26 protein-coding genes and 2 pseudogenes are annotated in these 26458 nt (G+C 69.4%); 19 read left to right on the top strand and 9 right to left on the bottom strand.

Going from position 1 to position 26458, the window contains the following annotated elements:
* The first annotated feature begins 98 nt into the window (after positions 1 to 98).
* From murD to ACFHWS_RS14400, 5 genes are all read left to right on the top strand, one after another.
* A complete protein-coding gene (gene murD, locus ACFHWS_RS14420; RefSeq protein ID WP_416554963.1) occupies positions 99 to 1496 on the top strand; it encodes a UDP-N-acetylmuramoyl-L-alanine--D-glutamate ligase in 1398 nt (465 codons plus the stop codon).
* A 6-nt stretch (positions 1497 to 1502) separates the two neighbouring features.
* A complete protein-coding gene (locus ACFHWS_RS14415) occupies positions 1503 to 1742 on the top strand; it encodes a hypothetical protein (RefSeq protein ID WP_416554965.1) in 240 nt (79 codons plus the stop codon).
* 143 nt (positions 1743 to 1885) lie between these two features.
* The gene (locus tag ACFHWS_RS14410) at positions 1886 to 3217 is read left to right on the top strand and encodes an aspartate aminotransferase family protein (protein WP_416554967.1); all 1332 of its coding nucleotides are present in this window, start codon (positions 1886 to 1888) and stop codon (positions 3215 to 3217) included.
* Positions 3214 to 4716: a CoA-acylating methylmalonate-semialdehyde dehydrogenase gene (locus ACFHWS_RS14405; protein ID WP_416554969.1), complete on the top strand. Its 1503-nt coding sequence runs from the start codon at positions 3214 to 3216 to the stop codon at positions 4714 to 4716. The genes ACFHWS_RS14410 and ACFHWS_RS14405 overlap by 4 nt, the downstream gene beginning before the upstream one ends.
* Positions 4717 to 4790: 74 nt before the next feature.
* Positions 4791 to 5357 carry a Uma2 family endonuclease gene (locus tag ACFHWS_RS14400; RefSeq protein WP_416554971.1) on the top strand — a complete coding sequence of 189 codons (567 nt, stop codon included), beginning with the start codon at positions 4791 to 4793 and terminating at the stop codon, positions 5355 to 5357.
* A gap of 561 nt (positions 5358 to 5918) precedes the next feature.
* On the opposite strand, the gene ACFHWS_RS14395 is transcribed toward ACFHWS_RS14400, so the two are convergent.
* From ACFHWS_RS14395 to ACFHWS_RS14380, 4 genes and pseudogenes are all read right to left on the bottom strand, one after another.
* Complete coding sequence (locus ACFHWS_RS14395; RefSeq protein ID WP_416568344.1) at positions 5919 to 6113, bottom strand: DUF397 domain-containing protein; 195 nt, start codon at positions 6111 to 6113, stop codon at positions 5919 to 5921.
* The gene (locus ACFHWS_RS14390; protein WP_416568375.1) at positions 6110 to 6214 is read right to left on the bottom strand and encodes a hypothetical protein; all 105 of its coding nucleotides are present in this window, start codon (positions 6212 to 6214) and stop codon (positions 6110 to 6112) included. Before ACFHWS_RS14390 ends, ACFHWS_RS14395 begins: the two co-directional genes overlap by 4 nt.
* A 49-nt stretch (positions 6215 to 6263) precedes the next feature.
* A pseudogene (locus ACFHWS_RS14385) lies at positions 6264 to 6632 on the bottom strand (DUF5753 domain-containing protein); the annotation flags it as partial.
* A gap of 12 nt (positions 6633 to 6644) precedes the next feature.
* A complete protein-coding gene (locus ACFHWS_RS14380; protein WP_416568343.1) occupies positions 6645 to 6815 on the bottom strand; it encodes a hypothetical protein in 171 nt (56 codons plus the stop codon).
* Positions 6816 to 7530: 715 nt separating this feature from the next.
* Here ACFHWS_RS14380 and ACFHWS_RS14375 point away from each other — a divergent pair.
* The 5 genes from ACFHWS_RS14375 (at position 7531) to ACFHWS_RS14355 (ending at position 11442) form a co-directional block, all read left to right on the top strand.
* Positions 7531 to 7737 carry a hypothetical protein gene (locus tag ACFHWS_RS14375; RefSeq protein ID WP_416568342.1) on the top strand — a complete coding sequence of 69 codons (207 nt, stop codon included), beginning with the start codon at positions 7531 to 7533 and terminating at the stop codon, positions 7735 to 7737.
* Entirely contained in the window at positions 7734 to 8255 is a 522-nt protein-coding gene (locus tag ACFHWS_RS14370; RefSeq protein WP_416554977.1) for a DUF6879 family protein, read from the top strand. The genes ACFHWS_RS14375 and ACFHWS_RS14370 overlap by 4 nt, the downstream gene beginning before the upstream one ends.
* A gap of 63 nt (positions 8256 to 8318) precedes the next feature.
* Positions 8319 to 8888, top strand: coding sequence for a GNAT family N-acetyltransferase (locus ACFHWS_RS14365; protein ID WP_416568341.1), 570 nt, complete (start codon positions 8319 to 8321; stop codon positions 8886 to 8888).
* Entirely contained in the window at positions 8885 to 11047 is a 2163-nt protein-coding gene (locus ACFHWS_RS14360) for an ATP-binding protein (RefSeq protein WP_416568340.1), read from the top strand. The genes ACFHWS_RS14365 and ACFHWS_RS14360 overlap by 4 nt, the downstream gene beginning before the upstream one ends.
* A complete protein-coding gene (locus ACFHWS_RS14355; protein WP_416568339.1) occupies positions 11047 to 11442 on the top strand; it encodes a hypothetical protein in 396 nt (131 codons plus the stop codon). The genes ACFHWS_RS14360 and ACFHWS_RS14355 overlap by 1 nt, the downstream gene beginning before the upstream one ends.
* Before the next feature lie 73 nt (positions 11443 to 11515).
* Here ACFHWS_RS14355 and ACFHWS_RS14350 read toward each other — a convergent pair whose 3' ends face one another.
* A complete protein-coding gene (locus ACFHWS_RS14350) occupies positions 11516 to 11980 on the bottom strand; it encodes a hypothetical protein (protein ID WP_416568338.1) in 465 nt (154 codons plus the stop codon).
* Positions 11981 to 12503: 523 nt separating this feature from the next.
* On the opposite strand from ACFHWS_RS14350, the gene ACFHWS_RS14345 reads away from it, so the two are divergent.
* The 9 genes from ACFHWS_RS14345 to ACFHWS_RS14305 all read left to right on the top strand — a co-directional run bounded on the left by ACFHWS_RS14345 (position 12504) and on the right by ACFHWS_RS14305 (position 22846).
* Positions 12504 to 13454 (top strand): MurR/RpiR family transcriptional regulator, encoded by a 951-nt coding sequence (locus tag ACFHWS_RS14345; RefSeq protein WP_416554987.1) that lies wholly within the window; start codon positions 12504 to 12506, stop codon positions 13452 to 13454.
* A gap of 12 nt (positions 13455 to 13466) precedes the next feature.
* Positions 13467 to 14915, top strand: coding sequence for an N-acetylglucosamine/diacetylchitobiose ABC transporter substrate-binding protein (gene ngcE / locus ACFHWS_RS14340; protein ID WP_416568337.1), 1449 nt, complete (start codon positions 13467 to 13469; stop codon positions 14913 to 14915).
* 43 nt (positions 14916 to 14958) lie between these two features.
* Positions 14959 to 15900 carry a carbohydrate ABC transporter permease gene (locus tag ACFHWS_RS14335; protein WP_416568336.1) on the top strand — a complete coding sequence of 314 codons (942 nt, stop codon included), beginning with the start codon at positions 14959 to 14961 and terminating at the stop codon, positions 15898 to 15900.
* A gap of 184 nt (positions 15901 to 16084) precedes the next feature.
* Positions 16085 to 16888 carry a carbohydrate ABC transporter permease gene (locus tag ACFHWS_RS14330; protein WP_416568374.1) on the top strand — a complete coding sequence of 268 codons (804 nt, stop codon included), beginning with the start codon at positions 16085 to 16087 and terminating at the stop codon, positions 16886 to 16888.
* Between the two features lie 799 nt (positions 16889 to 17687).
* The gene (locus ACFHWS_RS14325; RefSeq protein WP_416554993.1) at positions 17688 to 18374 is read left to right on the top strand and encodes an ATP-binding cassette domain-containing protein; all 687 of its coding nucleotides are present in this window, start codon (positions 17688 to 17690) and stop codon (positions 18372 to 18374) included.
* Positions 18371 to 19663 (top strand): hypothetical protein, encoded by a 1293-nt coding sequence (locus ACFHWS_RS14320; protein ID WP_416568335.1) that lies wholly within the window; start codon positions 18371 to 18373, stop codon positions 19661 to 19663. Before ACFHWS_RS14325 ends, ACFHWS_RS14320 begins: the two co-directional genes overlap by 4 nt.
* Positions 19635 to 20297 (top strand): hypothetical protein, encoded by a 663-nt coding sequence (locus ACFHWS_RS14315; RefSeq protein WP_416554997.1) that lies wholly within the window; start codon positions 19635 to 19637, stop codon positions 20295 to 20297. Before ACFHWS_RS14320 ends, ACFHWS_RS14315 begins: the two co-directional genes overlap by 29 nt.
* A gap of 210 nt (positions 20298 to 20507) precedes the next feature.
* Positions 20508 to 22118 carry a bifunctional 3'-5' exonuclease/DNA polymerase gene (locus ACFHWS_RS14310; RefSeq protein WP_416568373.1) on the top strand — a complete coding sequence of 537 codons (1611 nt, stop codon included), beginning with the start codon at positions 20508 to 20510 and terminating at the stop codon, positions 22116 to 22118.
* Between the two features lie 134 nt (positions 22119 to 22252).
* Entirely contained in the window at positions 22253 to 22846 is a 594-nt protein-coding gene (locus tag ACFHWS_RS14305) for a nucleotidyltransferase family protein (protein ID WP_416555027.1), read from the top strand.
* Positions 22847 to 22855: 9 nt separating this feature from the next.
* Here the strand turns inward: ACFHWS_RS14305 and ACFHWS_RS14300 are convergent, their stop codons facing one another.
* The 4 genes and pseudogenes from ACFHWS_RS14300 to ACFHWS_RS14285 form a co-directional block, all read right to left on the bottom strand.
* Positions 22856 to 23662 carry a metal-dependent hydrolase gene (locus tag ACFHWS_RS14300; protein ID WP_416554999.1) on the bottom strand — a complete coding sequence of 269 codons (807 nt, stop codon included), beginning with the start codon at positions 23660 to 23662 and terminating at the stop codon, positions 22856 to 22858.
* A gap of 82 nt (positions 23663 to 23744) precedes the next feature.
* Positions 23745 to 24512, bottom strand: a complete 768-nt coding sequence (locus ACFHWS_RS14295; RefSeq protein ID WP_416555001.1) for a TIGR03089 family protein — start codon at positions 24510 to 24512, stop codon at positions 23745 to 23747.
* A gap of 136 nt (positions 24513 to 24648) precedes the next feature.
* A pseudogene (locus ACFHWS_RS14290) lies at positions 24649 to 25386 on the bottom strand (serine/threonine-protein kinase); the annotation flags it as partial.
* 228 nt (positions 25387 to 25614) lie between these two features.
* Positions 25615 to 26458 (bottom strand): glycosyltransferase family 4 protein (locus tag ACFHWS_RS14285; protein WP_416568334.1); only part of this gene is annotated, 844 nt, incomplete at its 5' end.

Below are 26458 nucleotides of genomic sequence, written 5' to 3'. Positions count from 1 at the left end.
CGTGCCTCCTCCACTGATCACCGACCAGACATACTAGTCCCGGTTCGCGCCCATGATCCGGCGCCCGATGACATGCTGGCCGTTGGAGGAGATGACCGGTGCGCCTGGCTGACCTGCGTGGCCGATCCGTCGCGGTGTGGGGAACCGGCCGCGAGGGACGGGCCGCGGTGACCGCGATCGCCGCCCAGGCCCCGGCCGCCCTGGTCGCCGTCGACGACAGCGCGACCGCCGCCCCGCCGGACTGGGACGCCGACCTCGCGCCGCTGCACACCGGCGAGGACGGCTTCGCCCGACTGGCCGCCGCCGACGTGGTGGTCCGCTCGCCCGGCGTGCCGCAGACCCACCCGTGGGTGGTCGAGTTGCGTGGGCGCGGCGTGCCGATCACCGGCGGCACCGCGCTGTGGATGGCCGACCACGCCGCCCGCACCGTCGGCGTCACCGGCAGCAAGGGCAAGTCCACCACGTCCAGCCTGATCAGCCATCTGCTGACCGCGCTCGGCCGGCCGAACGCCATCGGCGGCAACATCGGCGTGCCGCTGCTGGCCATGCCCGAAGCCGACCTGTACGTGCTGGAACTCTCCTCGTACCAGTGCAGCGACCTGACCGACTCGCCCCGGATCGCCGTGCTGACGTCGCTGTTTCCGGAACACCTTGACTCGCACGGCGGCGAGGAACGCTACTACGCCGACAAGCTCAACCTGATCGCGTACGGACCGGAAAAGGTTATTTTCAACGGTACGGACCCGAGGTTGGTCGAGCGTCTCGGTGCCGCCGCCCGGCTTGGTGACGCCGTCACCGTCGGCCTACCGGATTCCTACCACCTGGCACCCGGGCCGGACGGTCGGCCGTACCTACACCGGGCCGGCGAGCCGCTGTTCGCCCGGGCGGTGCTGCCGCTGGCCGGCCGGCACAACGAAGGCAACCTCTGCGTCGCGCTCGCCGTACTCGACGCGCTCGGCGTCGACTGCGTCGCGCAACGCGACGCCATCGCCGAGGCCGTGAGCGGCTTCGCCGGCCTGCCGCACCGGCTCGCCGAGATCGCCGACCCGTCCGGGTTGACCTTCGTCGACGACAGCATCTCCACCAGCCCGTACTCGGCGATGCACGCGATCGACGCGTACGTCGGCCGTCCGCTGACCGTCATCGTCGGCGGCACCGACCGGGGACTCGACTACACACCGCTGCGTGAGCACGTCGCCGACCTTGAGCTGACGGTGATCGGTGTGCCGGACAGCGGCCCCCGGATCGTCGACACCCTGGCCGGGCTGCCCGGCGTACACACCGCCCTCGCCGACGACGTCCCGGCGGCGGTCCGGCTGGCCCGCGAACTGACCCCGGCTGGTGGCGTGGTGCTGCTGTCCCCGGCAGCCCCCAGCTACGGGCACTTCCGCAACTTCGAACACCGCTCCGAGGTCTTCACCGCAGCCGTCCGCGACACCGCACCCGGCAACTCCGCAGTGCCGGCAACGGCGGCACGGGGCACCGGTGCTATATAGGACGGCATGATTCGTGACCGGATGATCGCCTGTCTGTTGTTCGCCGTCGCCTTCGCCGGGCTGGTGATGCAGCGGATGTCCCCGTTCAGCGACTTCCCGTTGGCGGTGGAGGCCGTGGTCGCCGTCGCGGCCGTGACGAGTGGCCTGACCGGTGTGTGGTTGTGGGTGCGCTCGGCGCGGCAACGCTCCAGCGGCGCGGAGGCGGAAGTAGAGGCAGATGCGGGGGCGAGCGCCTCGAACGACTGAGGCGAGCCGCAGGCCGCAAACCAGCCCAGGGACGGACTGTCAGGTCGAGCCGGGTCGGCCACTACAGGCTGGCAGTTGCCGATGCCCGTTCCCCGGTGGGAAGGTGCATGCACCGACTCTCCCGGGGAAGGGTGGCGCCGCAGATGACCTCCGACGACCTGCTGGCCCGGCACCGGGCCGTGATGCCCGACTGGATGCCGCTCTACTACGCCGAACCACTGGAGATCGTCGCCGGCTCCGGACGGCGGGTCACCGCCGCCGACGGCCGTAGCTACCTGGACTTCTTCGGCGGCGTGCTGACCAACATGATCGGCTACGACATCCCGGAGATCCGCGAAGCGGTACAGCGTCAGCTCGGCACCGGCGTGGTGCACACCTCCACCCTCTACCTGATCCGTTACCAGGTGGAGCTGGCCGAACGGATCGCCGCGCTGTCCGGCATCGCCGACGCCCGGGTCTTCTTCACCAACTCCGGCACCGAAGCCAACGAGGCGGCGCTGCTGGCTGCCACCAACTACCGCCGCTCACACCAGATCCTCGCCGTCCGCAACAGCTACCACGGCCGGTCGTACGCCACGATGGGCATCACCGGGCACCGCAGCTGGTCGGCGAGCGCCCTCAACCCGCTGCAGGTGGCCTGGCTGCACTCCGGTGACCGGCTGCGCGGCCTGCTGGCCCGGCTCGGCCCCGACGCCCAGCTCGACGCCGCCGTCGAGGACCTGCGCGAGGTCCTCGCCACCCAGACCGCCGGTGACGTCGCCTGCCTGATCGCCGAGCCGATCCAGGGCGTCGGCGGCTTCGTGCACGGCCCCGACGGGCTGCTCGGCGCGTGGAAGAAGGTCCTCGACGAGTCCGGCATCCTGCTGATCTCCGACGAGGTGCAGACCGGCTGGGGGCGTACCGGCGATCATTTCTGGGGCTACCAGGCGCACGGTGTCGTGCCGGACCTGCTGACCTTCGCCAAGGGCATCGGTAACGGCTTCGCCCTGGCCGGCGTCGTCGGCCGCGCCGACGTGCTCAACTGCGTACCGGCGATCTCGTTCTCCACGTTCGGTGGCAACCCGGTCAGCACGGCGGCCGGCGTCGCCGTGCTCGACTATCTGCGCGACCACGACCTGCAGGCCAACGCCGCCCGCACCGGCGAGCTGCTACGCACCGGACTGGTCGAGGCGGCGGCTCGGCACCCGATCGTCGGTGAGGTGCGCGGCAAGGGCCTGATGCTGGCCGTCGAGTTCGTCCGGCCCGGCACCCACGACCCGGACCCGGCCGCGACCACCGCCGTGTTCGAGGCCTGCCGGGCCGGCGGGCTGCTGGTCGGCAAGGGCGGCCTGTACGGCAACGTGCTGCGGATGGGCCCACCGTTGACGCTCACCGACGACGAGGCCCGCGAAGGCCTGGCGATCCTGGTCGACGCGATCGCGTCGGTGTCCGGCGCCGTCTCCGTGTCGGCCGCTGTGGAAGGAGCTGCGGCATGACCCGGATCCCGCATTTCGTCGACGGCACCCGTACCACATTGGCAGCCGGCGGCGACGGTCGCCACGGTGACGTGTTCGACCCGGCGACCGGGCAGGTCGCCGCCACCGTCGGGTTCGCCAGCGCCGCGCAGGTCGACGCCGTCGTGCAGGTCGCGGCGCGGGCCGCCCGCGACTGGCGCGACGTGTCGCTGTCCCGGCGGGCCAACGTGCTGTTCGCCTTCCGGGAGATCATCAACGCCCGGCGCGACGAACTCGCTGCCGCGATCACCGCCGAACACGGCAAGGTCCTCGCCGACGCCGCCGGCGAGGTGCAACGCGGCCTGGAGGTCGTCGAGTACGCCTGTGGGATTCCCGCGCTGCTCACCGGCAGCTTCAGCGAGAACGTCTCCACCGAGGTCGACTCGTACAGCCTGCGCCAGCCGCTCGGCGTCGTCGCGGTCATCTCACCGTTCAACTTTCCGGCGATGGTGCCGCTGTGGTTCGTGCCGATCGCCGTCGCATGCGGCAACGCTGTCGTGATCAAACCGTCCGAGAAGGACCCGTCGGCGGCGGTGCTGCTCGCGCAATGGTTCACCGAAGCCGGCCTGCCGCCCGGGGTCTGCAACGTGGTGCACGGCGACCGTGAGGCTGTCGACGCACTGCTGGACCATCCGGGCGTACGGGCGGTGTCGTTCGTCGGCTCCACCCCGGTGGCCCGGCACGTCTACCAGCGAGGCACCGCCGCCGGCAAACGCGTCCAGGCTCTCGGCGGGGCGAAGAACCACATGGTGGTGCTGCCCGACGCCGACCTCGACCTGGCCGCCGACGCGGCGGTCAACGCCGGGTTCGGCTCGGCGGGGGAGCGGTGCATGGCGATCTCCGCCCTGGTGGCGGTGGAACCGGTCGGCGACGACCTGGTCGCCCGGATCGTCGAACGGCTCGGCAGGATCCGCACCGGTGACGGCCGCCGGCCCGGCTGCGACATGGGCCCGCTGATCACCGCCGCACATCGGGACCGGGTCGCCGGCTACGTGGCCGCCGGTGCCGCCGACGGCGCCAAGGTCGTCGTCGACGGCCGGGGCGTGTCGGCCGACGGCGACGCCGCCGGCTTCTGGCTCGGCCCGACCCTGCTGGACCAGGTGACCCCGCAGATGTCGGTCTACACCGACGAGATCTTCGGCCCGGTGCTGTCGGTGCTGCGGGTCGACTCGTACGACGCCGCGTTGGAGCTGGTCAACGCCAACCCCTACGGCAACGGTACGGCGATCTTCACCAACGACGGCGGCGCCGCCCGGCGCTTCCAACACGAGGTCGAGGTCGGCATGGTCGGCATAAACGTGCCGATCCCGGTGCCGATGGCGTACTACTCGTTCGGCGGCTGGAAGGCGTCGCTGTTCGGCGACAGCCACGCCCACGGCCGTGACGGGGTGCACTTCTTCACCCGGGGCAAGGTGGTGACCAGCCGCTGGCTCGACCCCCGCCACGGCGGCGTCAACCTCGGCTTTCCCACCCAGACCTGACCGGTCCCTTCGGTGAGTCATCCGGAGCCACGGTATCTTGGACCTGGTAGCCGACCGTCATTCAGGAGGTGTGTATGACTGTAGAAATGGTCGCGCCGGACTGGATGCATGAGCAGGTCACGGCCGAGCAATACGCGACGTGGACAGAAGAGCAGTGCGCGGGTATCGAGATCGTGGATGGGATGGTCCTCGTAAGTCCGAGCGCCTCCAAGCGGCACAACCGCCTCGCCAGGATTTTGGCGAACGCCTTGGACCTCGCGGCGGGGCCGGATTGGAACGCGGACACTGACTTCGATCTCCGGCTCCAAGACGTGCCGCTGAACAACCGCCGTCCGGATGTGACGGTCTACCGGGCGGACACCATCGACGTCACGCCGACACGACCCGAGCATGTGCTTCTCGTGGTCGAGGTGGTCTCTCCCGGATCGGAGACGACCGACCGGATCGTCAAGGCAAGTCAGTATGCGCGGGCTGGAATTCAGTTCTATTGGCGTGTTGAGCAGGTAGTCACTGGCGCGCCCATCGTTTACACGTACGTGCTCGACCCAGCAACGGGCCGCTACCGCGACGACGAAGTCTTCACCGGCCTCGTGAAGCTGGCAGCGCCTTTTCCTGTTGAGGTCGATCTCGGCGAGATTTGACAGCTCCGGGTCGGTGCGGCGACGCCGCCACTCGGCAGCATCGACCTGGTCGTCGGCGGTCAGCGGAGATCGTGCTCGTCCGCGCTCATGTTGAGGATCCAGGCAGGGGCATCCTTGCGGGCACCGTGAAGCGATAACCGGCCAGGCGATGCATCGTGACTGTCCGGGCCGGACCCTGGTCCACGAGTTAGTACTGAGATATGCCGGCTGCCGCGTACTCGTTGTGCTTGGTGACCGGGTCGATGCCTTCTGTACCCGGCGGCACGACCTCCACTACGAGCGGTACGTCTGCGACTGGCAGCCAAACGGCAGTCAGCTGACGTTGGCCGAGGCGGTCGTGTCCTGGTAGCGTCTTTGGCTCAGTCCGGGAAGGTCCTGCGGATGCAGCCCGCGTGACGGCCGTGAGCATGGACCTCTCGCGGGCCGGTGGTTTCGCCGCAGGCCAGGATGGGCAAGACTTCGACCCTGTCGCAGCTCTGTCGGGAGCTGCCCTTCATTGGTGCAGACCGGAGGTGTCGCCCGGCTCGTTACGGGAGCCGGGCGACACCGTGGTGGGTTGGGTCAGTGGGGGAGGGCGCCGGTCTGCAGGGCCGTGGTGAAGGTGCCCCACTGGGCAGTGCTGAACATCAAGGTGGGGCCGGTGCGGTCCCTGCTGTCGCGTACCTCGGCGTGGCCGGCGTGCCGAGGTACGCGACGCACTCGCCGCCGTTGCCGGCGCTGCGGCTGGAGGTGCACCAGGGGGGTGCCGGGCTTCATCGCAGGTGCTCCTCGATCGAGACCGACTGCTGGCGGATCAGCCGGAAGACTCGGCGGTACTCCGCCAGCTCTACTGCAAGCTCCAGGTAGCGAGCGCCCATATGGGACTCGACGTAGACCACGTCCGGTCGTCGGGTCGGCGAAGTCCAGGACGGTGAAAGCACCAGCGATCACGGCGTGGGCACCGGCGGACCAGGGGAGAACCCGGATCTCCACCCGGACCCGCCGACCGACGCTGGCCAGGTGGGCGCGTTGCTCGGCCATCACCGTCGGGCTGCCGACCTCGCGGGGGAGGGCGCCCTCACCGAGGACGGCGACGATCCGGGCCGGCTCCTCACGGTCGTAGTAGGAGATCTGCCGATTGAGCCGCAGCGACACCAGCCGCTCGATCTGCTGCTCGGACGTCTGTGGGTCGGCGGCACGCAACACCGCCCGCATGTAGTCCGGGGTCTGCAAGAGACCGTGGACCAACTCCGGGTTGTAGCTGCGGATCTCGGTGGCGGCGGCTTCGAGGCCGACGTAGAGCTGAAATTAGTCCGGTACGGCGTCGCCGTGCGACTCCCACCAGCCGTGCTCGTCACCCGCTCCGGCGAGGCGGGTCAGCGCGTTCGTTGTCTCGGGGCCCGCTCCGTAGAACCAGCACAGACCTCGGACCGTGTTCATCTTGGCTGGGAACTTGCCGTTCTCGATGCGCCACGACATCGTACGCGAACAGACTTTGGCCCGCTTCACCTCCTGCCAGGTGCGTCGCTCCTGCGCGGCGCCGACCTAGTCGCCGGCACCGGCCGGGCCGTCGTCCTCGCCGACGTCACCCCGGAGCTGCTACGCGCGACCACTGTACGGATCGCAGTCAACGCTGCCGTCTGCTGCGACGCGCTCGCCCTGCCGCTGCGGTCCGCGGCTTTCGCCGGTGTCATCGCCAGCGGGGGTCCGGTTGCACCTGCCCCGGCAGTACGCGGTTACCGCGCCGGTCGACATCCGTCGGGTCTTGCTGCCGGGCGGTAAGGTGCTGATCAGCGTGAAGTACGGGGTCGTGACGGGTGGCGCAGCACCTCGACTTCCCGGCCCTCCGGTGGTTCAGCTACTACGAGCCGGAGGACCTCGCCGCGCTGTGTCGCAAGGTGGGGCTGCGCGTCGCGCAGCTGGACGTGAGCAGCCACGCAAGGACCGGTTCACCGCCACTGCCGAGCGGCCCGAGCTGTGAGTTCCGCTGTAGAGCTTCGCAGCGGACGCCCGGCGTCGACCCTCGACGGCGGCCACAGGGGACGAGCGCTAACTTCCACAGCGTAGGTCGACAGGCCGCTTATGGGACAGGTCTCACATTGCGAAAGATTGGACAGGTAGGGGCAAAGACAGCTTCCGTCATTAATTGATCGACTGGTATTCTTGTCTCCCAGATCGGCCAATGGAGGAGTCGATGAAGCTTCGCTTTTTGTCTACATCGAGCAACGCTGGATCTTGTCCGACGCTCTACGAGACCGATACCGGGGACATCGTCGTTCAAGGTCATGAGTTGACCGACCCGGAGGCGCTTTCCCAGCTCCGTGACGTGCTGCCGGGCGAGAATTTTGTCGTGGTGCCCCGTTCGCTCATGTCCTGGTTCGAGGGCAAGAGTAGCGAATGACGGTGATCGTCGACGACCCTGATGCTTTCCAGAAGCTCTTTCTGGGCTTTGAGCATGTCGCCTTCAAGTTCGAGGTGCGAAGATCTTACGGGGTGCAGGCCGAGGATCTTCCATTTCAGGATTTTCTTGCTGGCCGGGACCCGGGCATCGAATGGCTCCGGGGCTGGCTCGACCTGATGGCGTCGCAGACCTCGACCGGGAAGCGGGTGGAACGCGTCCGAGTCGTCGATGATCCACCGAGCGACTACCTCCGTTTCGAAATTTCCATCACCCCGTATAACCTGGCCGTCGGCGAGGACATTCGATACATCGATCGCGACGTGGCCGATGCGTTGGACCTCCCGCACCATGATTTCTGGCTCTTCGACTCGCGCAAACTCGCGGTCCTGCACTTCGGCGACGACGACACGTTCCTCGGCTTTGAGGCGGTCGACGGTGTGGACGACATACTCCAGCACTGCTACTGGCGCGACGTGGCATGGACCCGCGCGACCAGGTTCGCCGACTACCGGTCGTAGTGACGCGATGCGCGGTGACCGTCTGTGAGTCCAGGTCCGCGGCGAAGTGAGGGAGGTGCAGGCATGTCGAGCTCACTCTGGGTCGGCGACCTTGTCCGGCTACGTGCGATCGAACCCGATGACGACCGCTACTACCAGGCCTTCGCCGAGCACACCGAGGACGCACGGTCCGTGTTCCGGGTCGAGCCGCCGCGCTCGACGGCACAACGCCGGCAGGAGATCGTCGCTGTCGGCACCTGGCAGCCTGGAAGTGACTGCTTCGCGCTCGCCATCGAACGGGTCGACAACTCGGGAATGATCGGGGCGATCTCGACCCGCGACACGGACCAACGTAGCGGCAGCCTCAGCTACGGCCTCGCCATCGCGCGGAACCAACGGCGCCACGGTTATGCGACGGAAGCCGCACGAATCCTGCTGTGCTACATGTTCACGCAACGGCGCTACCACAAGTGCCTTGCGGACATTCACGCTAGTAACGTCGCTTCGCTGCGGCTGCACGAACGACTGGGATTCGTCGTCGAAGGGCTACTTCGCGAACAGGAGTACTTCGACGGCAGGTATCAGGATCTCGTACTGATGGGGCTGCGGGGTCCCAATTTTCTCGCCGCGCGTGGCGGAGCCGAGGTGCCATGAACCCGGCCCACGGCAACGCAGACGCCGACAACGACTTCGCCGGAGGCGCCGGTGCGGTTGTCCAGGCCGCGCAGATATCTGGTGGCGTGCACGTCCGGGTCACCGATGTCCCGCTTCCCCCGCCACGCCAACTGCCACCCGCCACGAAAGGCTTCATCGACCGGGAACTGCATATCCGGCAGCTCGATTCGCTACTCGACGAGACAGATCTACGAACCAGCGACGGCAGGCTCCCGGTCGTGACGATCTCGACCGTTTCGGGTAGCGCCGGGGTCGGCAAGACAGCGCTCGCGGTCCACTGGGCACACCGGGTGCGCGCCCGGTTCCCGGACGGAGACCTCTACATCAATCTGCGCGGCTACGATGCGGTGCCGCCGTTGACCCCGCAGGAGGCCCTCGACGGGTTCCTACGGGCGCTCAACGTACCGCCGGAGAAGATTCCGACGGACCTGCCCGGGCGGACCGCGCTCTACCGGTCACTGACCGACGGACGTCGCATGCTGGTGCTGCTGGACAACGCGTCGACCGCCGAGCAGGTACGACCGCTGCTACCCGCCTCCCCGACCTGCATGGTGATCATCACGAGCCGGGACAGGCTTTCCGGTCTGGCGGTGCGCGACGGTGCGATCCGGGCGGTACTCGACGTGCTGACCGACGACGACTCCATCCGGCTGTTGCGCGAGACGACCAGCCCGGAACGCATCGACGCCGAGCCTGCGGCGGCCGTGCGGCTGGCGGCACTCTGCTCGCGGCTCCCACTCGCGTTACGCATCGTGGCCGACCGCGCCGTCAGCGACCCGGACATGAGCCTGGCCGATCTAGTGACGGAGCTGGAGGAGGAGAATGGTCGGCTCGACGCACTGTCCGTGCCCGGTGACGAGTTGTCCGCCGTCCGTACCGTCGTCTCGTGGACCTACCGGTCGCTCGACCCTCCGGTCGCGCGTACCTTCCGGTTGTTGGGGCTGCATCCGGGCGCAGATGTCTCGTTCTCGGCGGTGGCGGCACTGACCGGGCGGCCGGTGTCGGAGGCGCGGCGGCACCTGGATTCGTTGGTTGGGCTGCACCTGCTGACCCGGATCGTGGGGCACCGGTACCGGTTGCATGACCTGCTCCGGCTGTACGCTGCGGAACGGGCGCAGGCGGACGAGCCACCCGCCGAGGCCAAGGCTGGGCTGGCGCGGATGTTCGACTGGCACCTGGTCCGGGCGTACGACAGCTATCGCAAGATCCTTCCCCAGGGCCGACCGATTCCGGGCCTGACCGGCGTCACCGCTGACGGGCGGCCTCCGTTCGCGACGCTCGACGAGGCGTTGCGCTGGTCCGAGCAGGAGCGCCTGAACGTACTCGACGTCATCCGCCTGGCGCACGACACCGGGCACTGCGACGTCACCTGGAAACTCGCCGCCGCCTCGATGGCGTTCTTCGAACGACGCTCCTACTGGCGGGCCTGGATCGACAGTCATCTCCTGGCCCTCGACTGCACCCGCCACCTGGCGGACCGATCGGCCGAAGGCTTCATGCTGCTGCTCCTCGGCGATGCCTGGTGGGACCGCAGCGAAATCGACGAGGCACTGCGGTACTACTCGGAAGCGCGGGACGCGGCCCAGCAGGTCGGCGACAGCTGGACAGCCGGCTACGCGCTGCGCGGCTGCTGCCTCGCTTACGAGGACTCGGGGCGCTTCGACGAGGCGATCGCGTGCGCCGAGGGCGCGTTGGAGATCTTCCGCGACGCCGGCGAGGACCGGGGCATCGGTCTGTCCTTGATGAGCCTCGGGAACGGCCACCGCAACATGCTCCGGTACGCCGAGGCGATCGCGTCGTACGAGCAGGCCATGAAGATCTTTCGGACGTTGGGGAACCGCTGGAGCGAGGCGCTGGTCGAGCTGCAGCTCGGTCGCACCCTGACCGACGTGCCGGAGCCTGTCGCGGCGCTGGACCATCTTGCCCGCGCTCGCGAGTTGTTCGCGGCGGCCGGCGATCCCCGCCATGAGTGCATCACCCTAGTGTACGTGGGCGATGCGCACGCGGCGGACGGAGACCGGACCGCAGCGCGTCAGGCGTGGTCGGCGGCGCTGACGACGCTGATCGGGTTGGACGCCCCGCTGGTCGCCGAGGTGCGGCGGCGGCTGGAGCCAATTGAGGAAGGACATGAGTACTGATGAATGACCCAGTCCTGACCACTGTCGCGACGGCGCTGGCGACGGGCGCAGCAGCCGAGGTGACCGCTGGCGGCAAGGCCGCGTTCGCGGCACTGGTCCGGCTCGTCCGGCGGAAGGCTGCCGAGCAGCCCGCCACCGGGAACGCACTCGACGCAGCCCAACGTGAGCCGTTGGACGGTCTGCGGATCGCGGAACTACGCGCCGCGCTGACCGCAGCCACGCTCAACGACCAGGTTTTCGCCGTCGAGCTGCACCGGCTCTGGGCTGAGGTCAGGGCTGCGCGGACGGCAGACGACCACAGCCGGGCCAGCAACACGATCTCCGGCCCGGTCCGCGGTCCGGCGGTGCAGGCACGTGACATCCACGACGGCGTGCACTTTGGGACCGGGGCGTGAGGACCGGGCTGGTCAGCAGCCGCAGGGACTGGTTCACTGCCGCCGCCGAACGGCTCTGAGCGGTAGTGGATCGTCAGCGGGTGGGCTGCGTCCGGCTGCGGATGCAACCGCCGACCTCGCCATGGAGTTGGCGATGACGGTGCAGCAGGCCGCCGGCTTGACCCGCCTTGCCCAATCCACCCAGGGCGGCGGCAGCCTCGACGATGACCGAGTCCGCGGTGGTCGCGGTGCCGTGGGTGATCGGAGCGCGATCACGGGCTCTGTTGAGTAGCACAAGGATGTGCGCTGGCCATGCCTGCGCCATACCCCGGTCCTTGATCTTGTTGTCTCGCAGATCCTCGCGGAACTTTCGGTACGTCCCGCCCTTGGTGTCCTTTGGATTGGTGGCGGCGATCGATGCTTCCAGGGCGTCGGCGGCGCTGGCCGACGCTTGTCGGCGGCCGTCAGGTGGCTTGCGGCTGGCGAAGGTATCGGCCAGCCGTCGTGCCTGTTCGGTAACGTCCGTGCCGATCGCGGATGCAGCCAGCAGCCGCCACACGACGTCCAGTTCCAGGGAGAGCAGTGCCCGTTCGGCGGCGACGAGCAGCGGCAGGTCGCCTCCGGTGATGGCGGGCCACAGGTGGACGTTGCGGTAGCCGTCGGGGTGGGTGGGTGCGGCGTTCTCCCGGACGAGGCAGCGGGGAGTGTGCCAGCGGCTCGTGGATGCGGGCCGCAGCTCGAGAAAGTCTCGCGGACCGAGTGACGGGCGGCGCGCAGGGCCGAGACGAAGACGGACTCGGTGACGTGCCGCCCGGACCAGAGCGTGTCCAGCAGTTCCTGCCTGGTGACCAGCCGGTCCCGGTGGGCAGCGAGGTGGCACAGCAACTCGACGGCTCGCGGCTCCAGCAGGATCTACTGGCCCCGGTGAGCGTAGCTGCTTGTGTTCCAGGTCCAATTCGTACTGGCCGTGCTCCCAGCCGGTAACGGTTTGAAAACTTCGCCCACGGTCTTGACACGGAGGGGGTGTTAGTAAGAACTTTTACCACTAACAGTTAACAGTCCTTCCCGAAAGGTCGACGCCGATGGCTGACAGCGAGGTGGAGATCCCCGCGGGGACCGCGGTGGTCGACGCCCCGGGGCCGGCCGACACGGTGCTCGCCCGGATCCGGCTCACCGAGTTCACCGGTGCGCTGCGCCGGGTCGCCGACCAGGTGCTCACCGACCCAACCGCAGCCGCCCGCGCCACCATCGTCGAGCTGGCCGAACGCAGCGGTACGTCGCCGGCGACGGTCACCCGGTTCTGCCGGGCACTCGGCTTCGACGGCTACGCCGACCTGCGGCTCGGCATCGCCGCCGAGACCGGCCGGGCCCGCGCCGCCGGCTGGACCGTCGACATCGGCCGGGAGATCCAGCCCGGTGACCCGCTTGACCGGGTGCTCGGCCAGATCATGGCCGCCGACACCCAGGCCATGCAGGACACCGCCGCACTGCTCGACCTCAGCCAGGTCGAGCAGGCCGCTGACGCGGTCGCCGCCGCCAGCCGGGTCAACATCTTCGGCGCCAGCGGCAGCGCCCTGGTCGGCGAGGAGATGCAGTTCAGCCTGCACCGCATCGGCGTACCGGCCTGGGCCTGGACCGACGTGCACAACGGCCTGGCCAGCGCGGCGCTGATGCGCGACGGCGATGTGGCCCTCGGTATCTCGCACACCGGCCAGACCCGGGAGACCATCGAGATGGTCGCCGAGGCCGGCAGCCACGGCGCGACCACCGTCGCGCTGACCAGTTTCCCCCGCTCCACCCTGGCCGACCTGGCCGACATCGTCCTGCTCACCGCCCCCCAGGCGACCACCTTCCGGCCGGACGCGCTCTCCGCCCGGCACCCCCAACTCGTCGTCCTCGACCTGCTCTACGTCGGCGTCGCGCAGCGCACCCACGACCGCGCGCACGCGGCGTTCCGCCGCACCGCCCGAGCCGTCGACGGTCACAAGGCCGTCGACCGGAGCACGATCCGCCCCGCCGAAACCTCCAGCTGAGGAGCGCCCATCATGTCGATCTACCCTGATCCCGCGCGGATCCCGTCCGCCGTCGTCGGCGCCTCGGTGCGCCGGCGGACCCTGTTGCGCCGCGCGGCCGCCGCCGGGCTGCTGGCCGGTCCGGCGGCCGGCCTGCTCTCCGCCTGCGCCGGCAGCGACCTCGGCACGGGTGCGGAGACCGGCACCAAGAGCGCCGACAACCCGTTCGGTGTCGCCGACGACAGCAGCGTCGACGTCGTCGTGTTCAACGGCGGCCTCGGTGACGAGTACCCCGAGTTCGACAAGACGCTGTTCGTGGCCAAGCACGACAGCGTCACGGTCAACCTCAGCTCCACCCAAAAGATCAAGACCGAGCAGCAGCCGAAGTTCTCCACCACCCCGGCCGACCTGATCAACAACTCGGGTGCCGATTTGATGGCGATCGACACCCTGATCAACGAGGGCGCGCTGACCGAGCTGACCCCGCTGCTGGACGCGCCGAGCTGGGACGACCCGGCCGTGAAGGTCCGCGACACGCTGCTGCCCGGCACCGTCGACGATGGTACGTTCGACGGGGAGTTCTTCCAGCTCAACTACGCGTACACGGTCTTCGGTCTCTGGTTCGACCAGGCGTTGTTCGACCGCAACGGGTGGGCGGTGCCGACCAGCTTCGACGAGTTCTTCACCCTCGCCCCGAAGATCAAGGCGGCCGGCGTCGCGCCGTTCGCCTTCGCCGGCAAGTACCCGTACTACATGCGCTGGCCGATCATGACCTGGATCTGGCTGGCCGGCGGCCGCCAGGCGGTCGTCGACATCGACAACCTCGCCGAAGGCGCCTGGCAGACCGACGCGGTCACCGCCGCGATGAGCGCCGTCGAGAAGATGGTCGCCGACGGTTACACCCTCACCGGCAGCGACACCTTGACCCACACCGAGTCGCAGCAGGCCTGGCTGGACGGCAAGGCGGCGTTCCTGCCCTGCGGCACCTGGCTGGAGAACGAGATGCGGGCCACCATCCCGAGCGGCTTCCAGATGAAGATCGCCCCGGTGTGGAGCGTCGGTGCCGACGACGCCGCCCCGTACGGCACCGTGCAGGCCGGCTCCGGCGAAGGCTGGATCGTGCCGAAGAAGGCCGCCAACGCCCCCGGCGGCATGGAGTTTCTGCGGGCCATGCTCTCCAAGGAGGGCGCCGGTAAGTTCGCCGAGCTGACCAGCTCACTCGCCTCGGTCAAGGGCTCCGGCGACAACGTCACCACCTCCACCGCGCTGACCTCGGCCAACGAGCTGATGGCCAACGCCCCCGGCGACCTGGTCTCGTTCCGCCACCCCGACTGGTACGCCGACCTGGACAAGGTGGAGCAGAACGCGATCGGCGAGCTGATGGCCGGCCGGATGACCGCCAAGCAGTTCCAGGACACCCTGCAGCAGGCGGCCGACGAGATCGCGGCGGACGACGCGGTGAACAAGTTCACCCGGTCCTGAGTCGTCGCTCCGCTGACCCGATCGAGCAGAAGGTGACCTGACGATGCAGCACGGAAAGGCCCGGTTCGTGACGGGCTTCCTGGCACTGCCGGTAGCGCTGTACGTGTTCTACGTCGTCTGGCCGTACGCCCAGGCGGCCGGCTACTCGCTGACCAACTGGGGCGGCTACTCCGATACCCAGGAGTTCGTCGGGCTGGCCAACTACGTCCGGCTGTTCGGCGACGAACTGATCCGTACGGCGTTCTGGCACAACGTCTTCTTCCTGGTCACCCTGCCGCTGTTCACCATCGCGCTGGCCCTGTTCCTCGCCTTCCTGCTCAACGTGGGAGGGCGTGGGGACAGGGCCGGCGTGCGGGGGGTACGCGGCTCCGGCGTCTACAAGGTGATCTTCTTCTTCCCGCAGGTGCTGTCCCTGGTCCTGGTCGCCATCATGTGGGGCGCCATCTACCGGGGCGACAGTCAGGGGCTGCTCAACGGCATCCTGATCAGGATCGGTCTGGTCGACGCGGAGCAGCCGCTGAAGTTCGTCTCCGACCCGACGCCGTTCCTCGGCGTGCCGGCGGTGCTGTGGTGGCTGCTGCTGATCGCCGTCTGGGGCGGGGTCGGCTTCTACATGGTGCTGTTCTCCGCCGCCATGCAGTCGATCCCGAAGGACATCTTCGAGGCGGCGATGCTCGACGGGGCCAGCCGGGTGACCAGCTTCCTGCGGATCACCCTGCCGCTGCTGCGCGACAGCATCTCGGTCGCCTGGGTCTACCTCGGCTTCATCGCCCTGGACATGTACGCGCTGGTCTTCGTGATGACCCCCAACCAGGGCGGCCCCGACCACGCCAGTGAGGTCTTCGCCTCGGTCATCAACTTCACCGCCTTCAACAAGGGCCAGTTCGGCTACGCCTGCGCGATCGGTGTCGCGCTGGCCATCTTCACGCTGCTGCTCGCCGCGGTGCAGTTGCGGATCACCCGCCGTGAGCGGATCGAATTCTAGGGAGGGCCGCGCGATGAGCACTGTCACCAATCCACCGACCAGCGCGGCCAGCCCGCCGCCCCCGCCGTCTAAGGCCGCCGGCGGTCGGCGTACCGCCCGGTCGCTGCCGCCCCGGCGGGCCGGCGCGGTCAGCGATTCCTTCTTCAACGGCTTCTCCCACCTGTTCCTGCTGGTCTGGGGAGCGATGGTGGTGTTGCCGCTGCTGTGGGTGGTCATGTCGTCGTTCAAGGACGACGCGCAGATCATCCGGGAGCCGCTGTCGCTGATCCCGGACCAGCTGCACTGGGAGAACTTCGCCCGGGCCTGGGTCGACGGCGGCATCGGCGACTTCTTCGTCAACACCATCCTCATCGTCGGCGGCGGGGTCTTTTTGACCATGCTGCTCGGCTCGATGGCCGCCTACGTGCTGGCCCGCTACGAGTTCCCCGGCAACCGGGTCATCTACTACATGTTCCTGTCCGGGCTGACCCTGCCGGTGTTCATGGCCGCGGTGCCGCTGTACAAGGGCGTCTACAACACCGGCGTCTACTTCCCGCTGCTCGGCCCGAACAGCCACGTGATGCTGATCCTGGTCTACGTGGCCTGGTCGCTGGCGTTCACGGTCTTCTTCATGCATTCGTTCTTCAAGACGCTGCCGACCACGGTCGCCGAGGCGGCGATGGTGGACGGCGCGTCGCACAGCACGCTGTTCTTCCGGGTTATGCTGCCGATGGCGAAACCCGGGCTGATCAGCATCGGCATCTTCAACGTGATCGGCCAGTGGAACCAGTGGTACCTGCCGTACCTGCTGATGCAGCCCAGCGGCGGCGAGGCGAAGAACCAGGTGATCGCCCAGGGGCTGATCGACCTGTCGGTGAACCAGGGCTACAAGTCCGACTGGTCGGGTCTGTTCGCCGGGGTGACCATGGCGATGCTGCCGGTGCTGCTGGTCTACATCGTCTTCCAGCGGCAGGTGCAGTCCGGCCTGACCGGCAGCGTCTCGAAGTAGAAGGTCACGACATCGCGGCCGCCGGTGGCCTGGTGTGCCTTCGGCTCGGCCGCACCGAGCAACAACTGATCTTACTCGGATGATCTATTTCACACTTTGTCGTGTGTTGCCAGCTGCTTGGCGGTGCCGGACGGCCGGCAAGCAGGAGCGGCGGGCACGGAGTTGCCCGGGTGCGGGGAATCGCCGCCCTCGCGGCTGCTTGATTCATCCCCCCCGCGATTATGGTGGATTCTATCGATATGGATTGGCGGCTGGTCATTGACTATGCTGTCGTCCGACCCGATCGAACGGGAGGTGCACGTAGTGTTCGATTCCGCAAGATCGTCGGCTCCGCGCTCATCTGGAGCGCGATGGTTGGCCCAGTTGACAGTGTTGGGGCTACTGGTTTTCGGGGCCACGATCCTTGGCGGTGCCTCGGCCAGCGCCCAAGGCACGTCAAGTCGGACCTTCAACTGTTACACCCAGTGGTGGAACACGGCCTGGGCGCAGAGATGCGCTTCGCCGGGAGCGCGGTGGGCGGGCACGTACGAATCGTCGGTGTCCTGCACCGCGCAGGGGACTCGCTGGTTGACGGTCGGCAGGCCTCAGTGGAGCACGGCAGACGTCCCGGGGTCCGACTGCACCTTCGGTGTCTCGAACGGTCAAATCACCTACTACTAGCGGTTGACGTATCCGGGGTGGGGGCCAGAGGATGACCTCCACCCTCGGACCGTCGCCCTAAAGACGAGAAAGCTTCTCAATGGAAGTAGTGCTCAACGGTGTTTCCCAGCGATACGGGAAGACACTGGCGATCGACGGGTTGAGTCTGACTCTGGAATCGGGTGTCACCGCGTTGCTCGGTCCGAATGGTGCGGGAAAGACGACGCTGCTCCGGACCCTGGCCACTATCATGCCGCCGCAGTACGGTTCTCTGCGCATCGGCGGTGTCGAGGTGGTTGACGAGCGCAGCGCGCGCCGGATTCGCGACGACATCGGATATCTGCCGCAGGCCTTCGGCTTCGATCCGCAGATGAGCGTGTCCGACTTCGTGACGTACGCGGCGTGGATGCGGGGAGTTCCGCCGAGCCGGCGACGCGGGGCTGTTGACGAGGCACTGGAGATGGTGGATCTTGTTGATCGTCGTCGGGACAAGATGCGCAAGCTCTCCGGTGGGATGCGGCAGCGGGCGGGGATCGCATGGGCGGTAGTGGGGCGCCCGGGTGTGGTGCTGCTGGATGAGCCGACAGTGGGGCTCGACCCCCGGCAGCGGCTACAGTTCCGCAAGATCATTTCCGGTCTGGCGGACGCGGTGGTGGTGCTCAGCACCCATCTGATCGACGACGTCGCCGCCATCGCCGATCGGGTCGTGGTCATGCATGGTGGCGTCGCCCGGTTCGACGGCAGCATAGCGGAGTTGGAAGCCACGGCCCGCGACGATCTGCCCGGTCACACGCCGCTGGAACGGGCCTACATGCACCTGTTGCCCGAGGCGGAGCAGGCGGTATGAGAATCCTCTGGCTACACATCCGCAACTCCCCGGTCCGCTGGGCACTGCCGGTCCTGATCGCGTTGGACGTAGCGGTCCTCTTCCTGCGGACCAACTACTGGGTCGGCGTCTGGCCGGAAACCGGAGCGGCGGCGCAAGTCCCGGCCTATCTCGTCGGGGTACTCGGTGCTGGCGCGGCGGCGTGGGCGGCCACGGCCACGGCCCGGCACGGACTCGTGGAGCAGGCCGCCGCAGCGCGGGTGCGGCCGGCGGTGAGCGAGGGCTACCGGCTGTCCGCGACGATCGTCATCCTGCTCGTGCCATACCTGGTCGGTCAGGCGACAGGCTTCATAATGACCGCCCGGACCTTCCCGCCGGGGTTACACCTATGGCTGGGCTACTTCGCGGTCGGTGTCTTCGTCACGCTGTTCGCGGCCGCTGTCGGCTGGACGATGGGGAAGATATTCGGGTCGGGACTCGCCCCGCTGGTTGCTGCCCTGGCCTTCCTGGTGCTCCTCGGGCTGCTGGATCGACAGGGATCAGCGATTGTCATTACGGGTCTACCGTCGATGACCGTGGACCCGGTGATCCTGACGGTGCGGTTCGCCGCCGTGACGGCCCTGCTGATGGCCCTGCTCTGGGTGCCGGCCGGCGCCCGCCTGCGCGGACGTTATCTGCCGCTCCCTGCTGCCGCCGCCACGGTGCTCATCGGGGTTCTGACCAGCACCGCCATCGCGGTGCCACGGGAACCCGCGCAAGATCAGGCCACATGCATTCCAGGTCCCGCCGTGCTCTGTGTCTGGCCGGAGCACGAGAAGTATCTTCCGCGATTGGAGGAGATGAGCGGTCGGATCGCCGCGCTGCCAGACGCCTTCGTGCTGCCGCCCCGGATGAATGAGCATGGAATCGACCCAGGTTCGCAGTTCGGGAATCGGATAGACCTGCGGATGAGTAACCCCGAGGCGGCCCCCTACTTTCTGATCATCGAGGGCAGCCCGTGGTCCTACGCCGGCGGTATCGAGAGCGCGATCACCAGCGCCACATTCAACTTCCAAGGTACGGAGGACTGTGCCTGGCACACCATGACGGAAGCGGACATGGTGCGACTGGAAGTATTCAGCGCGTGGCTGGAAGCGTATCTTGTGGGCGGAGCCATTCCCGACTACCAGACCAACGCGCCGGCCGAGATGCAGCAAAACTGGGCTGATGGTCGCGCCAGGTTGCGGGATCTTTCCCAGGACGAGCAGTTCCTGTGGGCCGAGGGAGAGGTACGCGAGATCCGTGGTCGCTACTGCACGTCGGGAGAATGAGGCCACGGCGACGGCGGTGCCGGCCCATATCTTCCTCGCCGTCCGGCGGACCCGGTCGATCCTGCTGGCCGTGGCCGTCTGCGGTGTCCTGACCGCGTGGCTCGGGACGGTGGAGGTGGCGGTGCCATCCGTCGTGGACCACGGCCAGGGACGCATTCCGCTGTGGCGACTGCTGGCCATCGGTGCGGCGGTCCTGCCAGTGCTGGCGATGCAGAGCCACTTGGCCGACCTGGAGCAAGGGGTGACTCGAAGCCTGAGCCGGATGCAACGGACCTACCTGGCCGGCATGACCGTGAGTTGTGCGTCGATCTTCCTGGCGCTCGCGGCGCTCACCATCGACCCGGAGATCCTGCTGGTCATGCTGCGGTCGTGGCTGGCGTGGTTCGGGCTGGCGCTGCTCGCCGGGGTGTTCCTCGGCTGGCGGCTCGCCTGGACCCTGCCCGCCTTGGTCGCGGTGGTCTTCTTCTACTGGGGGTACCACTCCGGCGGTGACTACTGGTGGTGGGAGTTCAGCATCCGGCCGTACGCCGATGTCCCTGCTCTGCTGCTCAGCCTCGGGCTGTTCGCCGTGGGTCTGGCCGCCTATCGGATGACCCCCTGGCGCCGCCGGCACCTTCGAACGCTTTGGCTGTGATGAACCGAGCTCCCTCCGAAGCGGATCGCGCGGGTGAACACGCTGCTCAGCGCCGCACCCGCAGCGATGCGGGTGGCGGGTCGATCGACGGTCCGCCGGTACTGCCAGGCAGGTAGGTGCCGTATGCGCCAGTAGATCTATCGGAGCTGTCCGGGAAGCGCCTTTGCCGTCAGACCTGACGGTCACAATGGCAGGGTGCTGGTGGCGGTGATGGCGGGACCTGGCGGCGGCGGATCACTGCGCCCGCTGCGGCCCGACGGGCAGCCAGCGGGTCCGGTCGAGCCGGCCGCCGACCTGGCCGCCCGGATCGCCGGTCACCTTGCCGAACCCGGTGCGTCCGGGCCGCCCCGGTGGCTGTGGGCGGCGACGGGGGCGATCTACCCGGGCCTGCTGCGGGCCGAGGTCCGGGTCGAGCGTTGCCACGACGCCGAGTTGACCGAGGCGCTGCTGCTCGGCTACGACGGACGCTGGGGCGAGCCCCGGTCGCTCGCCGCCGCGTACGCCCGGCTGACCGGCGCGCCGGTGCCAGCCGACCCGCCCGCGCCGGGTGCCGCGCCACCCGGACACGGCCAGACCGCGTTGTTCGACGACGTGCCGGCCCCGGCGACGGTCGCCGACCCGATCGACGCGCTCACCCGCGTGTACGCCGACCAGCAGCGCCGCATCGCCGGCACCGCCCGACCGGACCGGTTCCGGCTGCTGGTCGCCGCCGAGTCGGCCGGCGCGCTGGTCGCCGCCGAGATGGGTGCCGCCGGGCTGCCGTTGCGGGCCGACCTGCACGACGCGCTGCTCACCGAGCTGCTCGGCACACCGTCACCGGTCGGCGGGCCGCCGCGCCGGCTGGCCGAGCTAGCCGGCCGGATCGCCGCCGCGTTCGGCGTCCGGCAGCTGCACGCCGACTCGCCGGCCGAGGTGCTGCGGGCCTTCGCCCGGGTCGGGATCAGCCTGCCGAACACCCGGGCCTGGGTGCTGCGCGGCGTGGACCATCCGGCCGTTCCGTTGCTCATCGAGTACAAGGAACTGCATCGGATCTGGACCGCGCACGGCTGGGCGTGGCGGCAGGCCTGGGTACGCGACGGCCGGTTCCGCCCCGAGTACGTGCCGGGCGGGGTGGTGTCCGGCCGGTGGGCCACCCGGGGCGGCGGGGCGTTGCAGATCCCCAAGGCGGTACGCCGGGCGGTGGTCGCCGATCCCGGCTGGTGCTTCGTCGTGGCCGACGCCGCCCAGCTGGAGCCACGGGTGCTCGCCGCGATGTCCGGTGACCGCCGGCTGGCCGCCGCCGGCGGCGCCGGTGACCTGTACGCCGCGCTGGCCCGCGACTCGTTCGGCGGTGACCGGGCCCGGGCGAAGGTCGCCCTGCTCGGGGCCATGTACGGGCAGACCGGTGGCGCCGCCGTGCCGGCCCTCGCCGTGTTGCGCCGCAGCTACCCGGTGGCGTTCGAGTACCTGGAGTCGGCGGCCCGGACCGGGGAGACCGGTGGCCTGGTGCGCTCCTGGCTCGGCCGGACCTGCCCACCGTCCGACGTCGGCAGCCCGGCCCGGGGGCGGTTCACCCGCAACTTCGTCGCCCAGGCGACCGCCGCCGAGTGGGCGCTGACCCTGTTGGCCACCGTCCGTCAGGCGATCGCCGGCACCGCCGCCGAGCTGGTCTTCTTTCAACACGACGAGGTGGTGGTGCACTGTCCGGCGACGCAGGCGGCGGCGGTCGCCGCCGCCGTGCGGGAATGCGCCGGCCGGGCCACCACGGTGCTGTTCGGCGACACCCCGGTCCGGGTCCCGCTCGAGGTGTCCACCGTCACCTGCTACGCGGACGCCACCTGATCGCCACCTGATCGTTGGGACCGTTGTGCGTTCCATCGGATCGGGCAGCGTTTGGCGGGCGCTGTGACCGCCGGCCGGGCTGGACCGGCCGGGCAGACGTTGCGGGGGTGGCTCAGCTGAGTCGGATCGCGGGGATGATCATCGCGGCTGGTGGGGGTCGGCGGATCGGCGGGCCGGAGGCCCTGCTGTACCGCGGCGACCAACTGCTGGTCGAACGGGCGTTGCGGATCGTGGGGGAGACCGGCTGTGATCCGGTCGTGGTGGTGCTCGGCGCCGCCGCCGACCAGGTACGCGACACCGCCGACCTGACCGGTGCCACCGTGGTGGTCAACCGGGCCTGGGGCACCGGGCTCGGCTCGTCGCTGCGGGTCGGACTTGACGCGTTGAAGGACAGCGACACCGAGGCGGTGGTGGTGTTCCCGGTCAACATGCCGGGAATCACCGCTGACGCGCTGCGCCGGGTGACCGCGCTGCCGTACCCGGAGGTGCTGGTCTGCGCCACCTACGCCGGTACGCGCAGCTACCCGATGGTGTTCGGCCGGCGGCACTGGGCGGCGATCGCGACCCTGGCCAACGCCGACGGCGGGGCCCGGCCGTACCTGCTCGCGCACACCGGCGAGGTCATCGACATCTCCTGTGACGGAGTCGCCGAAGGCGGGCAGGTGGACACTCCGGAGTCGGTGGCGGCGTGGGGGCTGGCGGTGCCGGTGCAGCGCACCCCGGCGTGAGCCGAGGGCTCAGCTGGCGGTGAAGTGCCGGTGCACCGCCGGGATGGCCAGCCCGATGATGGCCAGCACCGACACGACGCTGAACACACCGCGGAGCACGACCACTTCGAACTTGCTGCCGGCCCTGATGGAGTACCGGTCCGGCGGGCCGAACATCCGCCACATGCGCCGGCTGACCGGGATCGGCCACAGGATCGGTACGCCGGCCCGGGTGATCAGGTCACCGAGGATGTGGACGAAGCAGCCGACCCCCATCGCCAGGCCGAGCATCGGGTAGCCCCGGTCACCGGGCAGGTGCAGGTAGGTGAAGTAGGCGGCGCCGAGCGACAGCAGGGTGACGATCACCCAGCCGGCGCGTTTGGCCCACTCGTCGAACAGCCCCCGCAACGCCAGGCCGATCATGAAGAACAGGATGGCGATCACCGCCCACTTGCCGTACGCGGTGCACAGCGCGGTGGTGCCCCAACCGACCAGCACGGTGAATGGAATGGTGTGGGTGAGGGTCCGGTGCCCGTTCTTGCGGTTCGGATCCTTGCTGAGCTTCGTCGCGTAGTAGACGCCGAGGGATATCTTCTCAATGACCTCGGCGACGAACAGCGACACCACACCGAAGGTCCGGGCGACCGTGGCGCCGCCCTGGTTGCGGGTGACCTTGCCGGACAGGTCCAGATCCGGGAACAGCGCGCCGCCGGCGCAGACGGCGGTGCCGACCGCGATCATCAGCGGCGACTGCTCGTAGCCGGCGAACTGGTCGAGCGCCCAGGAACCGGCGAGCCACACGGCGGCGCCGGACAGCGCGTGGGACGGACCCATCATGATCGGGTTTCCTCCAAGGTCAACTTCTCGGCGGAGGCAACTCTGTCAGATGGTGGTGGCACCGTCCACACCGGTACGGCGGTCAGAGCACCCGGGTGACTCCTTCGCTGTCCACCCTGGGATCGAGCCGGTCCGGGTCCAGGTTGACGCAGAGCACCACGCTCGCGCCGACGGCGAGCGGCGCGAGCAGCCAGAACAGCGGGTGCTCGTGCTGGCCGCCGTCAACCAGTACCCGGTCGCCGGCGGTGACGTCCTGCTGCGCGGCGATCTCCAGCGCCAGTGAACCCCACTCGGCGTAGCTGGTCCCGTCCACGCTGGCCAGATCACCCGGCCGGACCAGCCCGTACGCTGGTGGCCGGCCGAGGTACCGGCACGCCTCGGCGAGGAAGTCCCGGTAGCCCTCCGGCGGCGGGGTGCCCGCCGCAGCCCGGGCACCGATGTCGAGCATGAACCGGTGCCGCGCCCCGGGCACGTCCTCCAACCAGTCGTCGATCCGGCCGCGGGCGGCGAACACCGCGTCCAGCGGCTCGTCGCCTCCCGGCTCGATCACCGGTAGGCCGGCGGTGGCGGCCAACCGGATCGACACCGACACCCCGATCGACCAGGCGCCCAGCAGCACGGCGGCGGTCTGCCAGTGCGGCGGCAGCAGGATCGCCGCCCGGTCGCCGGTGACCAGCCCGCAGCCGTCGCGCAGCACCGCCGCGGTCCGGGCCGCCCAGGCACCCAGCGCCGTCGCGGAGAGCTCGGTCCGCTCGCCGGTGGCGTCGTCGTAGCAGGTCAGCAGGGGCGTTGCCGGGTCGCCCGGGTAGATGCCCAGGCCGGGCGCGCTGGCGAGGGCGGAGGCGTCCATGCGTACTCCAGGGTGTGAATGATCGTCGCGGCCGACCCTACCGGGTCAGGGTGCCGGGGACCCGTAACCGTGCGGCCACGTCGCGCAGTCGGGGCCAGGTCGCGGCGGTGGTACCGGGCGGGGCGTCGGCGGTCACCCGGCGCAGCATCCGGTCGGTTTCGTCCACGTCGGGCCGTCGTCTCGGGTCGCGTCGCAGCAGGCCGGCGAGCACCGGCCGCAGCGGCCCGGCCCGGGTCGCCGGGTCCGGTGGCGCGGTGGCCAGCGCGGTCAGCGTCGCCATCGGCGTCGACCGGGCGTACGGGGCGCGGCCCTGGACGGCGGCATACAGCGTGGCGCCGAGCGACCACAGGTCGGCCGCCACGGTGGACACCCCGTCCCGGGCGCGCTCCGGCGCGATGTACTGCGGCGAACCGATCACCATCCCGGTCCGGGTGATCGAGCCGTCGCCGTCCAGGGTGGCGAGTCCGAAATCAGTCAGTACCACCCGGCCCCGGTCGCCGATCAGCACGTTGTGCGGCTTGACGTCGCGGTGCAGGACCCCGTGGCCGTGCGCGGCCCGCAGCGCGGCCAGCACCCGTCGACCGATTGCCGCGACCCGTACCGGCGGCAGCGGGCCGTCCTCGGCGACGACCTGGTGCAGCGAACGGGACCGGACGTACTCCATCACGATCAGCGGGCAGCCGGCGACGTGCCGTACGTCGTAGATGCGGACCACGTTGGGGTGGTTGAGCCGGGCAGCGCTGCGCGCCTCCCGCAGCGTCCGGCGGCGCAGTGCCTCGCGTTCGGCGTCGTTCATCCAGTCCGGGGGCAGCACTTCCTTGACGGCGACGTCGCGACGCAGGACCTCGTCGCGCGCCAGCCAGACCCGTCCCATCCCGCCGCTGCCGACCGGACGTACGAGTCGGTAGCGGTCCGCGATCAGCTGCGGTGACACGATCACCGTCTCCCATCGTCAGCCCACGACTGCATACAGTAGTTGTGGGCTGGTGATGCCGGATCAGCTGGAGAAGTGGCGACCATCAGCCGTTTCGCTGCGCCGGGTGACCTAACAGCCGAGTGCCCTGCCGACGGCAACCGCGCTGCCGATGAGCAGCTGAAGCGCCTACGAGACGGCGCCGCCGACCGCCGCGAGCAGGTTGCCGTCCGGCACGACGAGCTTGCCCGCCCCGCCGGCCAGCTGGGCGGCCGCCCGCCGGGTGTTGAAGCCCGGCGCCTCGCGCACGGCGGCGGCGTACGTGGCGGCGGTCTGCGCCGCGATCGTCGCCCAGCCGTACCGCCGGGTCACCAGCTGCCGGGCCGCCCGGGCCACCCGCCGGGCGAACAGCTCGTCGGAGAGCAGCGTGTGCACCGCCTGGGCCAGCCCGTGCGGATCCTGTGGCCGGAACGTCGTACCGGTCACGCCGGGCTCGACGATCTCGGCGAGCCCGCCGGTGGCCGACACGGCCAGCGGCGCGCCGGCCGCCGCCGCCTCCAGCGCCACCATGCCGAACGGCTCGTAGAGGCTCGGCACCACGGTAGCGTCGGTCGCGCCCAGCACCGCCGGCAGCTGCGACTCGGTCATGAACCCGGCGAAGTTGATCAGATCGGCGACGCCGAGCCGCACGGCCTGCGCCTGCAGCTCACCCCGGTACGGCCCGTCACCGGCGACGATCACCCGCAGCCCGGGATGGCGTTGCCGCAGCCACGGCAGCGCGGCGATCAGGTGCTGAACGCCCTTCTCGTAGACCAGCCGGCCGGCGAAGCCGATCAGCGGCCCGTCGGCGGCGTACCGCTCGCGGGCCGCCGCCACCGCCCGCGTCGACGAGCGCCACACCCGGTCGTTCACCCCGTTGGCAATCACGTCCACCCGCGACGCCGGCAGCTCCAGCAGGTGGCTGACCTCCCAGCGCATGTAGCCGGAGCAGGTGATCACCCGGCACGACTCGTGGCCGAGCCAGTGTTCGATG

This window comes from Micromonospora sp. LOL_013 (genome assembly GCF_048060315.1).
Classification (GTDB): domain Bacteria; phylum Actinomycetota; class Actinomycetes; order Mycobacteriales; family Micromonosporaceae; genus Micromonospora_E.
The sequence above is the reverse complement of the archived record's forward strand: the minus strand, read 5'-3'. Positions and strand labels throughout refer to the sequence as shown.